Here is a 12,974-nt window from a genome sequence, read left to right as displayed (position 1 = left end):
AATGAACCATTTGTTTCGTCAATTTTCTATGGGTGCTGTTGCGATTGCGATCATGCAGGTTGCAAATGCACAAGTGAGTATGACCAATATTGTGCCAATGCAGATTGCAGGCCAAGGTACAGAAATCCGTGTCATGTTCAATGGTTTGCCACCACAACCGCAGGCTTACCAGCTAGAGCAGCCATCACGCTTAATTCTTGATTTTGATAAAGCACAACAAAATTTAAAACAAAATAGTATTCCGGTTGCAACGAAAGAAGCCACTTCCGTCGATGTGAGTTCTGATGCCCAACGTTCACGTTTAACTGTGAATTTGGCTGATGCAGGTGCTTTTACCACGCGTGTTGAAGGCAATACTTTTATTTTAAAAATTAATTCCGCGGCTGCGAATGCATTTGCCTCTCAGCAAGTGGTTGCCCAGAAAACTGCACAAGGTATTTCCAATATTGGTTTCCAGCGCGGTAGTCAGGGTGAAGGCCAAATTGTTGTAGACTTATTAGGAAGCAATACTCCGGTAGATGTGCAACAACAAGGCAGTAAAGTGGTGGTGCGAACTTTAGGTAATAAAGTTCCAGCACACTTGGCACGTCGTTTAAATGTGAATGATTTCGCAACCCCCGTATCCACGGTCGATGCTACCAATGACGGTGGCAATGGTGTGATTACGATTCAGACTTCTGGTAGCTATGAATATATGGCTTATCAGACGGATAACAAGCTGACCATCAGCTTAAAACGGCCTGAAGATAAAAATCCATTAAAACCTAAGGCGGCAAATGCTTATACAGGTAAAAAGATTTCACTAGATTTTCAGGATATTGAAGTACGTCGTGTACTGCAATTACTGGCAGATTTCACCGGCATCAATATGGTGACTGCAGATAGTGTTCAAGGCAATATTACCCTGCGTTTAAAAGATGTTCCATGGGATCAGGCTCTTGATATCATTTTAAAAACCAAAAATCTGGATAAACGCCGTAATGGAAATGTAATCTGGATTGCGCCGGTATCAGAACTGATTAAGGCGGAAGAGGAAGAAGCCAAGGCACTGGCGCAAAGTGTGAAATTGGCGCCAATACAGACCGAGTATATGCAACTTAGCTATGCAAAGGTTGCTGATATTGAAAAACTGATTACACAAACTAAATCTTCAAATAATTCTAATTCTAGTAATGGTAATAACAACTCTAGTGAAAGTTTATTAAGCTCACGTGGAACGATATCTGCAGATATACGTACCAATACACTGATTATTAACGATACCGCACAGAATATTGATAAAGTTCGAAAAATGGTTGACCTGCTCGATATCCCAGTCAAGCAAGTGATGGTGGAGGCACGTATTGTGCGTGCTTCAACTGAGTTTAGTAAAGAAATGGGCGTGAAGTGGGGTATCTTGTCACAGGGCATTAATCAGAATAGTGATTTACTGGTCGGCGGTAGTGATACAACTTTATGGGATTTAAAAACACCTGATGATGACGGTAAATATACGATTCAACGTCCACAGAACTTAAATGTGGATTTAGGTGTAACCAGTCAAGGTGCGAGTCGTATTGCTTTTGGTTTAATCAGTTTATCTGATTTTATGCTGGATTTGGAACTCTCAGCGTTACAAGCAGATGGTTATGGGGAAGTTATTTCCACTCCTAAAGTCTTAACCGCAGACAAGCAGGTGGCTAAAGTTTCATCTGGTACACAGATTCCATATCAATCATCGGAAGGTGGTGGTACAAATGCAGTTTCAACCACTGAATTTATTGATGCTGTACTGAGCTTAGATGTAACACCAAGTATTACGCCTGACGGTAAAGTTCAAATGCTACTCAATATTACTAGCGATACTCCAGGAAACCCAACACCTACCGGTCAATTGACGATTAATAAAAATCAAATTAATACCAATGTTTTGGTTAATAATGGAGAAACTGTGGTACTTGGTGGTATTTTTGAGCAAGAAACACGTAATGCTCAAACCAAAGTACCATTCTTGGGTGATATTCCTTACGTAGGCCGTTTGTTCCGTAAAGATTTGAAGTCGGACAATAAGCGAGAGCTATTGATTTTTGTTACACCGCGAATTGTTAATGACAGTGTTTCAAGAAATCATTAATATATTTTGAATTTAACAAAATAAATAGGTGACTCCTTGCCAAGCAATGAGTTTGAAACCCTGCCAAATGTCTATTTGGTAGGGCCAATGGGGGCTGGGAAAACAACTGTTGGTCGTCATTTAGCGGAACTGTTGGGACGAGAGTTTCTTGATAGCGATCAGGAAATTGAGCGTAAAACAGGTGCGACAATTCCTTGGATTTTTGAAAAAGAAGGTGAAAAGGGATTTCGTAACCGAGAAACAATGGTGATTGATGAGCTCACTGCCCGTTCACAGCTGGTTGTTGCAACCGGTGGTGGGGCAGTAACCCAGTTGCCTAATCGCGAATTCTTAAAACAGCGCGGAATCGTTGTTTACCTCTATACTCCTGTCGAAATTCAATTACAGCGCACTTATCGGGATAAAAACCGTCCTTTACTGCAAGTTGAAAATCCTGAGCAAAAGTTACGTGATCTATTGGCAGTTCGTGATCCTTTATATCGTGAAATTGCAGATTATATTATTGAAACAAATCAGGGTGCTGCTCGGGATTTAGCGCAAAAAATCTTACATATGATTGTTTCTCAAGAAACAAAGCTAGTCTAATTAACGGTTTTAATTTCATGCAAACTTTACATGTTGAACTCGGTGATCGCCGCTATCCTATTTTTATTGGCAGTGATTTAGATCCTCAATCATTGCTTGAGCCGTATATCCGCGGAAAACAGGTCATGGTGGTCACCAATACTACGGTTGCACCTTTGTATCTGGAACATTACGTGACGGCAATCGAGCATTTGGGAAAAACCGTCGCAACATGTATTTTGCCTGATGGTGAACAATATAAAAATATTGAACACTTGAACCTGATTTTTGATGCTTTACTGCAAGCCGGATTTAACCGTGATGCCACGGTACTTGCATTGGGCGGTGGGGTGATTGGAGATATGGCCGGTTTTGCATCTGCCTGTTTCCAGCGCGGCGTTTATTTTATTCAGGTGCCGACGACGCTTCTGTCGCAAGTTGATTCAAGCGTGGGTGGAAAAACCGGGATCAATCATCCACTCGGTAAAAACATGATTGGAGCTTTTCAGCAACCGCAAGTGGTGCTGGCGGATATGTCCCAGCTTTCGACTTTACCTGACCGCGAGTTATCTGCAGGTCTGGCAGAAGTGATCAAATATGCCCTGTTGGGCGATCAGGATTTTCTGGTCTGGCTTGAGCAAAACATGGAAGGTCTTGTTACGCGAGATTCAGATCTACTCGCCGAAGCCGTGTACCGTTCCTGTGCCCATAAAGCACGCATTGTTGCCAATGATGAAAAAGAACAGGGCGAGCGTGCCTTGCTGAATTTGGGTCATACTTTTGGTCATGCAATTGAATCCTACCTGGGTTATGGGGTTTGGCTGCATGGAGAAGCAGTGGCCACCGGTATGGTGATGGCGGCTGATTTGTCACAACGGATGGGCTGGATTTCAGTCGAAGATCTGGAACGTACAAAAAAAATCATTCAACGGGCTCATTTGCCAGTAAAATGCCCAGCTATTCCACTGCAAGAGTTCCTTGCCTATATGGCGCACGATAAAAAAGTGCTGAATGGACAGTTGCGTCTGGTGCTGATGAAATCGCTCGGACAGGCTGTGATTAGCAAAGAATTTGATGTGGAATTGATGAAACAGGCGATTTTAGCGAATCAAGAAAAGGCATAAATCATGACAACCCTCCGTACACAATGGCAACGTATTCAAAACTATATTTGGCTGGTGTGTGGATTGGTGTGTCTGTTTGCAGCACTTGTTTTTTGGGCGATAACTGACAGTGATGCTTTGGTTGAGGTGGAAAAGTCTGCTGAAACTGCATCTGAGTTACAAATTCAACCGGAAAAGGTGGCTGCAACCAGCCTGCTGGGTGCACTTCAGGAAGAAGTGCGTCCTTTGGAAATGACCACACGGGTGGTGACTACGGGAAGTTATGAGCCGGAATTTCGTGGCAGCAAATTTATTAATGATAATAAAAATGCAAGCACCATCGAATTATTCCGGACAACTAAAGATGACGTGATCCGCAGTTTTTTAAAAAAACAATCTGACCGCAAGAACTTTTTTTATATACGCCTGAGTGGTGAGAATCAGATAGAACAATATGTGCTTCTTTATGGCGTATATCGAAGTCAAGATCAAGCTCAACGTGTGCTAGAACAATTAGCGTTCCCATTGCCCAAGACTGTTCAGCCTAAAGTGCAGGATATTGAAAATTACGTTTCTTTAGTGAATGACATGGGTGCGGATGAAATGGGCACCAACAATAAGCTGTATGCGGTGAATCTCAGATCCGTTCCCTTGCCAAAAGTGGATGAAAGCATGTTGGCTTTGCCTAAGCCTAAGCCTAAGCCAAGTGTAGCGGAGACGGATCCTGCAAATGCAACCACGACAACCACAGTAACCCGACGTGATGAGCAAGGCAATGTTGTAGATGTCCAGCAATCCCATTCAGGTGTTGGGGCTGCACCGAAACAAAGCGGAAACAGAATTCCCGAACAAGAAATTAATGACCCATTTAATTGAAAATATAGTTCTAAAATAGAGCAATTTGAGTTATAAAATTATTTATATGCACAGATATAGTGCGAAATATGTTTCTTGAAAATTACTCTAAAGTTAATGAAATTTTAATATTTCTATATTTAAAACATTTAGCACTCTAATTTTTAAATTGGCATATTTTTTGCTTTATTGGTGCATGAATTGAGTTAATGTCCCTGTTTTGGCGCGAAAAGATTCAATGAGTGTGCGAAATTGTCAAATTTACCTGCTTTAAAAGAGTGCGTAAACGAAGCAAAACATTTTTTGCAATTCATCCATGTACAAAGATTAAAATCAGACTATCTTAGACAGGATGAAGAAGTTTTGCTCAACATTGATCTTGATGTGAGTGAATTGGACTAAATCGCAAAGAAGATATTTGATTGTTAGATGCCCGCTTTATGGGCCATGTTGAAAGAAGGGTACGCTATGCACATGCCATCGCCTAATACTGTAGCTCCCGCTCAAGGTTTATACCAACCGGATGAGTTTAAAGATAACTGTGGTTTCGGTTTAATCGCCCATATGCAGGGTGATGCAAGCCATGATCTCGTCAAGACCGCTATGCACAGCCTTAGCTGCATGACACACCGTGGTGGTATTGCCGCAGATGGTAAGACAGGGGATGGTTGTGGTCTGCTTTTGGCAATGCCGAAAAAATTCTTCCGTGAAGAAGCCAAAAAACTCAGTGATATCACTTTAAGTGAAATTTTTGCTGTCGGTACCGTATTTTTAAATGTAGACCCGGCAATTGCTGCACATTCTAAACAAGTACTGACCAAAGAAATTGAATCTGAAGGTCTTAAAGTTCTCGCTTGGCGTGTTGTTCCAACCAATAATGATGCGCTTGGTGAAATTGCAATGCAGTCTTTGCCTGCATTTGAACAGATTATTGTCAATTGCCCAATGGGTGTGACTGAGGTTGAGTTTAACCGTAAATTGTTCCTGGCACGTCGTCGTGCAGAGCAGCAGTTAAGCAATGATCCATCGTTTTATGTAACGACTTTGTGTTCTACAGTGATCAGCTATAAAGGCCTGATGATGCCTGCAGCGATTGCTGATTTCTATACCGATTTGGCGGATGAACGCCTGGAATCTCATATTGTGGTGTTCCATCAACGTTTCTCTACCAACACTTTACCACGTTGGCCATTGGCACAGCCGTTCCGTTACCTGGCGCATAATGGTGAAATCAACACCATTACTGCAAACCGTAACTGGGCGATGGCGCGTACACCAAAATTCGAAAACCCGTTATTGCCAGGTTTAACCGATCTTAACCCGATTGTGAACCGTACCGGTTCAGACTCTTCAAGCCTGGATAACATGCTTGAGATTCTTGTCGGTGGCGGTATGGACTTGTTCCGTGCACTGCGTATGCTGGTTCCACCGGCTTGGCAAAACGTTGAAACTTTAGATGCTGACCTGCGTGCATTCTATGAGTTTAACTCTAAGCATATGGAAGCTTGGGATGGTCCGGCAGGTCTGGTGATTCAAGATGGTCGTCATGCCATCTGTATGCTGGATCGTAATGGCTTGCGTCCTGCACGTTGGGTCATCACTAAAAATGGTTATATCACGCTGGCATCAGAAATTGGTGTTTGGGGTTATGAGCCTGAAGATGTCATTTCTAAGGGACGTGTAGGCCCGGGTCAGATTTTGGTGATTGATACCTTAACCGGCAAAATGTTGGACACCAAAGATGTCAGCAACCATTTGAAAAAAATGCGTCCTTACCGTGAATGGTTACGTGAAAACTCTGTGCGTGTTCAAGGTAGCCCAGAGCTTGAAGAATATTTATGTGATCAAGGTTTGAAAGGCGATGAGCTAAAAGCCTCACAAAAAATGTTCATGGTGACTTTTGAAGAGCGTGACCAGTTGCTTCGTCCAATCGCAGAAAGCGGTCAGGAAGCTGTAGGTTCAATGGGTGATGATACGCCAATGGCGGTATTGTCTCGCCAAGTACGCCATGTATCAGATTACTTCCGTCAACAGTTTGCTCAGGTCACCAATCCACCAATCGATCCATTGCGTGAATCGATTGTTATGTCTTTAGAGACTTGCTTGGGTCGCGAGCAAAACGTATTTGAACAGAGTCCTGAACATGCAGACCGTCTGATCATCTCCAGCCCAGTGCTTTCAAATTCGAAAATGCATCAGATTCGTACCCTGGGTCGTAAAGGTTATGAAATTGCTGACATCGACCTGAACTATGCAGAAAATGAAGGTCTGGAAGCGGCAATTGCACGTATTTGTGAAGAGTCTGCTCAAGCGATTCGTGACGGCAAAACCTTACTGGTACTTTCCGACAAGAAAATCCGTCAAGGTTTCTTGCCAGCCAATGCGCTTATGGCAACAGGTGCGGTGCATCACCACCTGATCAATGTCGGTCTGCGTACCGATGCCAACATTATCGTTGAAACCGGTCTGGCGCGTGATCCGCATCAATTTGCAGTGATCTTGGGCTTTGGTGCTACTGCAATCTATCCTTATCTGGCTTATGACGTCATCAATGACCTGATTGCCAAAGGTGAATTGCTGGGTGACCCGATTCATGCACAGGCGAACTTCCGTAAAGGTATTGAGAAAGGCTTGTTGAAAGTTCTGTCTAAAATGGGTATTTCAACAGTTGCCTCTTACCGCGGTGGCCAGTTGTTCGAAGCTGTTGGTCTATCTGATGAAGTGGTTAATAAATGCTTCACAGGTGTACCAAGCCGTATTAAGGGTGCTACTTTTGCCGACCTTGAAAATGACCTGAAAAAACTGGCTGATATTGCGTGGAAATCACGTAAGCCAATCGATCAGGGTGGCATGCTGAAATTCGTATTCGACAAGGAATATCATGCCTTTAACCCGGATGTGATTAATGCCCTGCATAAATCGGTTCGTTCAGGTGAATACGCTGACTTTAAAGAATATGCTGAATTGGTGAACAAACGTCCGGTTGCAACCATTCGTGACTTGTTGAAACTGAAAACAGATAATTCAATTCCACTGGATCAGGTGGAATCTGTAGAAGACATTCTGCCGCGTTTCGACTCTGCCGGGATGTCTTTGGGTGCATTGTCTCCTGAAGCGCACGAAGCGATTGCCATTGCCATGAATACCATTGGCGGTCGTTCCAACTCGGGTGAGGGTGGTGAAGATCCAGCGCGTTATGGCACTATCCGTAACTCGAAAATCAAACAGATTGCCTCAGGCCGTTTTGGTGTAACCCCTGCTTATCTGACTTCAGCAGAAGTTCTTCAGATTAAAGTGGCGCAAGGTGCAAAACCGGGTGAGGGTGGTCAGTTACCGGGTGGTAAGGTAAATGGCTTGATTGCACGTTTACGTTACTCGGTTCCAGGTGTGACCCTGATTTCACCTCCACCGCACCATGACATCTACTCAATTGAAGATTTGTCACAATTGATCTTTGACTTGAAACAGGTCAATCCTCAAGCGATGGTGTCTGTGAAACTGGTCTCTGAACCGGGTGTGGGAACTATTGCTGCAGGTGTTGCGAAAGCTTATGCCGACTTCATTACCATTTCCGGTTATGACGGCGGTACAGCGGCTTCTCCATTATCTTCAATTCACCATGCCGGTTCGCCATGGGAATTGGGTCTAAGTGAGGCGCATCAAGCCCTTCGCGTGAATGACCTGCGTGGTAAAGTTCGTGTACAAACCGATGGTGGTTTGAAAACAGGTCTGGATGTCGTGAAAGCGGCAATTTTAGGTGCAGAAAGCTTTGGCTTTGGTTCAACGCCAATGATTGCATTGGGTTGTAAATACCTGCGTATCTGTCACTTGAACAACTGTGCGACCGGTGTGGCAACTCAACAGGATCATTTACGTCAGGAACACTACATTGGTGAACCTGAAATGCTGATCAACTTCTTCCACTTCATTGCGGAAGAAACCCGTGAATGGTTGGCAGCGCTTGGTGTTGCAAGCCTGAAAGACTTGATCGGCCGTACCGATCTGCTGGAAATGTTGCCAGGTGAAACTGAAAAACATGCGCACCTGGACTTGAGCGCATTGCTTGAGTCACATCCTGCAGCTGAAGGCAAGGCGCAATATTGCCAGGTTGAAGGGAATGCGCCGTTTGACAAAGGTATTCTGGCTGAGAAAATGGTGGCAGAAATGTTGCCAGCGATTGAAGCGGGAATCAGCGGTGAATATAGCTTCACGATTGGTAACTGTGACCGTTCGATCGGTGCACGTATCTCTGGTGAAATTGCACGTCGCTATGGCAACCTCAGCATGGAAGCGCATCCTGTTAAAGTCAATTTAACCGGTACTGCGGGTCAGTCTTTAGGTGTATGGAACGCTGGCGGTTTACATATTAAACTTGAAGGTGATGCCAACGATTACGTAGGTAAAGGTATGGCGGGCGGCCGCGTGTCTATCTTCCCGCCTAAAGGTTCGCCGTTCCAGACTCAGGAAACCGCAATCATTGGTAATACCTGCTTATATGGCGCGACTGGCGGTAAACTGTTTGCTGCAGGTACAGCCGGTGAACGTTTCGCGGTACGTAACTCAGGTGCATTTGCCGTGATTGAAGGTGCTGGCGATCACTGCTGTGAATATATGACTGGCGGTATTGTGACTGTACTGGGTAAAGTGGGCCATAACTTCGGTGCAGGTATGACCGGTGGTTTTGCTTATGTACTTGATCTGGATAACGACTTCGTTGACCATTACAACCATGAGTTGATTGAATTAAACCGTATTTCTACAGAGGCGATGGAAGAGCATCAAGAATTCTTGCTTCGCATCTTGGATGAGCATATTGCTGAGACAGGTAGTGCTTGGGCGTACAAGATCCGCAATGAGTTTGATTTTTACAGCCGTAAATTCTGGCTTGTAAAACCAAAAGCTGCTAATTTGCAAACGCTTTTGAAAACAACCAAAGCTGATCCACAATAATTCCACTACTGCAGATTGATAGGCAGGTGTGGCGGATAAATAAACCGACCACGCCTCCCCACGGAGAGAGACATGGCAGAGCGCCTAAACAATGACTTTCAATTCCTGGATGTCCCACGCCAAGATCCAGAGAAAAAAGATCTAACTGTCCGCAAAGCAGAGTTTGTGGAAATTTATAAGCCTTTTACAGCGGAAATTGCGGCAAACCAGACGCATCGCTGTTTAGGTTGTGGTAACCCATATTGTGAATGGAAATGTCCGGTACATAACTACATTCCCAACTGGTTAAAGTTAATTGCTGAAGGTCGCATTTTTCAGGCAGCAGAACTTTGCCATCAAACCAATACCCTGCCGGAAGTGTGTGGTCGTGTTTGTCCGCAAGACCGTTTGTGTGAAGGGGCATGTACCCTGAACGACGGTTTTGGTGCAGTGACCATCGGTAATGCTGAAAAATACATTAATGATACCGCTTTTGCCTTGGGCTGGCGTCCAGACATGTCACACGTGAAGTGGACAGACAAAAAAGTTGCCATCATTGGTGCAGGTCCTGCGGGTCTGGGCTGTGCGGACATTCTGGTACGTAACGGTGTTAAACCGGTTGTCTTTGACAAGCGTCCTGAAATTGGCGGCTTGCTGACTTTTGGTATTCCTGAATTCAAGATGGAAAAAGACGTGATGAAACGTCGCCGTGAAATTTTCACCGGCATGGGGGTTGAATTCCGTTTAAATACTGAAATTGGTACTGATGTTACGATTGATCAGCTACTTGCAGACTACGATGCCGTGTTTATGGGTATGGGGACATACACGTACATGAAAGGCGGTTTCGCTGGTGAAGATCTGGACGGTGTTTATGATGCACTGGATTTCCTGATTGCCAATGTCAACCGTTGCCAAGGCTGGGAAAAAGATCCTGCTGAATACATCAGTGTAGAAGGCCAAAAAGTGATTGTACTGGGTGGTGGTGATACAGCGATGGACTGTAACCGTACTTCTATCCGTCAAGGTGCTGAATCCGTGATTTGTGCCTACCGCCGTGATGAAGAAAACATGCCTGGTTCTCGCCGTGAAGTGAAAAATGCACGTGAAGAAGGTGTGGAATTCCAGTTTAACCGTCAGCCAATCGAAATTGTCGGTGAAAACGGTAAAGTGACAGGCGTTAAATTTGTGACTACACAATTGGGTGAGCCTGATAGCCGTGGTCGTCGTAGCCCTGAACCTGTACCGGGTTCTGAAGAAATCTTGCCAGCTGACGCAGTTCTTCTAGCATTCGGTTTCCGTACCAGCCCTGCTGACTGGTTTAATGATGTGAAAATTAACCTGGATGGTTCAGGCCGTGTGGTTGCGCCGGAACAGCAAGAGTTTAAATTCCAGACTTCAAATCCGAAAATCTTTGCCGGTGGCGATATGGTGCGCGGTTCTGACCTGGTGGTGACTGCAATCTGGGAAGGTCGTCAGGCGGCTGAAGGTATCCTTGATTATCTGGATGTTTAATCTCTCATTAAACATTGATAAAAAACCCGCTTAGGCGGGTTTTTTATTGTCATGACGTATTTCCTGAAATGATAAGTTTTGTGTACCTGCTGATAAATAAAGGATTTTAGGAGTAAATGAGCTGGAAAAATGGCTGATTTTGCAAATGAGACAAGCATTTATGCCATATATGAAGCAGCAATTCCTGCACATACTGAGTGTCTGTATTTCAGCGAAGAGATATTCAGATGACTCAAGTGACGGCAGAAAAATCATATCAAAATCGTCCAAAGGCTGTCGGAATTACAGTGCGTAAACCGCAATTTACTCCGCAAGCCATTCGCAGGCATTATTTTGCCAATTCTCCTATCATGTCACATTTGCTGACAGCCTTATCTTCTACATTTCCCATCGGGGAGCAGTTTTTTGTACATAGCGTACGGAATGTCCGCGATCGAGTAAAAGATGAAAAACTTCAGGCCCAAATTGCTGCCTTTATTGGACAGGAGGCTATGCATTCCAAAGCGCATGCAGCGTTTAATGATGCCTGGCGTCGGGATGATTATAATCTGGATCGTTTTCAGGCTTGGCTTGCACGTAAAGACAGTTATATCAAAGGGTTGCATCCTAAAATCCAGCTGGCAATTACCTGTGCCTTTGAGCATTTTACCGCTTTGCTGGGCGGATATATTTTGCGACATCCTGAAATTCTGGCAAGTTCAGAGGAAGATACAGTCAAACTCTGGGTCTGGCATGCTATTGAAGAAATTGAACATCGTGCTGTCGCCTTTGATGTGTATCAGCATGTGTATGGGGATGATAAAGTGCGACGTATGATTATGCGCAGTGTGACCACAGGCTTTGCCAGCTTGACTTTCTATTCGGCCACACGGTTATTTTGGCAGGATAAGCAAAAAAGTTTGCCTAAAGTCACGGGTAATCTTTTGGGAATTTATTTAATTGGGAAAATGTTTGTCCAGTTATTGCCTGAATATCTATCCTATTTTAAAGCTGATTTTCATCCTTCTGAAATTGACTATAGCGAGATCGTCAATATGTGGAAGCAGCGATTGGCGACCGAATATCTCCATCCGGAATTTCAAAAGGAGCGATCAACAGGTGCTTATAGCTGATTGAAATGATGCTTGATTCAGCCCGACGCATGATCGGGCTTTTTTTATTTTATTCAAGAAAAATTGAAATTTATCTTGAATAAATAAATTAAACAAAACTACAGCCAAATATGTTTACAATAAAAATATTTAAACAAATACAAATAAATAATAGAGGAATAGCACAATGAATTTTATCAAAAAAACCGCAGCGACAGTGGTGCTGGCAAGCACGCTAAGCTTAACCGGCTGTGGCTATAATACTTTACAGGTGAAGGATGAAGCTGTAACGGCTTCCTGGGCTGAAGTGCAGAATCAGTATCAACGCCGTGCAGATTTGGTACCCAATCTGGTGAATGTGGTAAAAGGTTATGCCAAGCATGAAGAACAGGTTTTAACAGAAGTCACTCAGGCACGTGCCAATGTTGCAGGACTAAAAGTGGATAAACAAGTGCTGGAAGATCCGGCTTTATTCCAGAAATATCAGGAAGCACAGGCACAGATGACCAGTGCATTGTCGCGTTTAATTGCGGTATCTGAAAATTATCCGGACTTAAAGGCGAATGAGCAGTTCCGTGATTTACAAGTACAGTTGGAAGGGACTGAAAACCGCATTGCCGTGGCACGTAACCGTTATATTGCCTCAGTTCAAGACTTTAATGCCTATTCGCGCCAGTTCCCGCAAGTCATGACGGCTAAAGTGATTGGCATGAATCCAAAACCGAATTTCAGTGCTGAACAGGGTGCACAAACAGCGCCGAAGGTAACATTTGATTAATCGGGTGGCTATATAGAAAAGGATGC

General features: G+C 44.0%; 8 protein-coding genes. All 8 read left to right on the top strand.

Annotated features, from left to right (window positions below; all coding sequences use genetic code 11):
* Position 1: 1 nt before the first annotated feature.
* A complete protein-coding gene (locus E0H88_RS03465; RefSeq protein ID WP_171458662.1) occupies positions 2–2,113 on the top strand; it encodes a type IV pilus secretin PilQ in 2,112 nt (703 codons plus the stop codon).
* Between the two features lie 36 nt (positions 2,114–2,149).
* On the top strand, positions 2,150–2,698 hold the full coding sequence (aroK, locus tag E0H88_RS03460) for a shikimate kinase AroK (RefSeq protein ID WP_092820202.1): 549 nt from the start codon (positions 2,150–2,152) through the stop codon (positions 2,696–2,698).
* Positions 2,699–2,715: 17 nt separating this feature from the next.
* Positions 2,716–3,801, top strand: coding sequence for a 3-dehydroquinate synthase (gene aroB, locus E0H88_RS03455; RefSeq protein ID WP_131273116.1), 1,086 nt, complete (start codon positions 2,716–2,718; stop codon positions 3,799–3,801).
* 3 nt (positions 3,802–3,804) lie between these two features.
* Positions 3,805–4,656, top strand: a complete 852-nt coding sequence (locus tag E0H88_RS03450; protein ID WP_131273115.1) for a hypothetical protein — start codon at positions 3,805–3,807, stop codon at positions 4,654–4,656.
* 453 nt (positions 4,657–5,109) lie between these two features.
* The gene (gene gltB, locus E0H88_RS03445; protein WP_171458661.1) at positions 5,110–9,585 is read left to right on the top strand and encodes a glutamate synthase large subunit; all 4,476 of its coding nucleotides are present in this window, start codon (positions 5,110–5,112) and stop codon (positions 9,583–9,585) included.
* A 72-nt stretch (positions 9,586–9,657) separates the two neighbouring features.
* Positions 9,658–11,079, top strand: a complete 1,422-nt coding sequence (locus E0H88_RS03440) for a glutamate synthase small subunit GltD family protein (protein WP_131273114.1) — start codon at positions 9,658–9,660, stop codon at positions 11,077–11,079.
* A gap of 227 nt (positions 11,080–11,306) precedes the next feature.
* A complete protein-coding gene (locus E0H88_RS03435; RefSeq protein ID WP_131273113.1) occupies positions 11,307–12,191 on the top strand; it encodes a metal-dependent hydrolase in 885 nt (294 codons plus the stop codon).
* Positions 12,192–12,357: 166 nt separating this feature from the next.
* Complete coding sequence (locus tag E0H88_RS03430; RefSeq protein WP_092820197.1) at positions 12,358–12,948, top strand: LemA family protein; 591 nt, start codon at positions 12,358–12,360, stop codon at positions 12,946–12,948.
* Positions 12,949–12,974 lie beyond the last annotated feature (26 nt).

This window comes from Acinetobacter sp. ANC 4216 (genome assembly GCF_004331195.1).
GTDB classification, from domain to species: Bacteria; Pseudomonadota; Gammaproteobacteria; order Pseudomonadales; family Moraxellaceae; genus Acinetobacter; species Acinetobacter kookii.
The sequence above is the reverse complement of the archived record's forward strand: the minus strand, read 5'-3'. Positions and strand labels throughout refer to the sequence as shown.

What these genes read in the sequence shown, in the direction of transcription:
- E0H88_RS03465 (WP_171458662.1), top strand. Translation starts at nt 2, where the DNA reads ATGAACCATTTGTTTCGTCAATTTTCTATGGGTGCTGTTGCGATTGCG.
- aroB (WP_131273116.1), top strand. Translation starts at nt 2,716, where the DNA reads ATGCAAACTTTACATGTTGAACTCGGTGATCGCCGCTATCCTATTTTT.
- E0H88_RS03450 (WP_131273115.1), top strand. Translation starts at nt 3,805, where the DNA reads ATGACAACCCTCCGTACACAATGGCAACGTATTCAAAACTATATTTGG.
- gltB (WP_171458661.1), top strand. Translation starts at nt 5,110, where the DNA reads ATGCCATCGCCTAATACTGTAGCTCCCGCTCAAGGTTTATACCAACCG.
- E0H88_RS03440 (WP_131273114.1), top strand. Translation starts at nt 9,658, where the DNA reads ATGGCAGAGCGCCTAAACAATGACTTTCAATTCCTGGATGTCCCACGC.
- E0H88_RS03435 (WP_131273113.1), top strand. Translation starts at nt 11,307, where the DNA reads ATGACTCAAGTGACGGCAGAAAAATCATATCAAAATCGTCCAAAGGCT.
- E0H88_RS03430 (WP_092820197.1), top strand. Translation starts at nt 12,358, where the DNA reads ATGAATTTTATCAAAAAAACCGCAGCGACAGTGGTGCTGGCAAGCACG.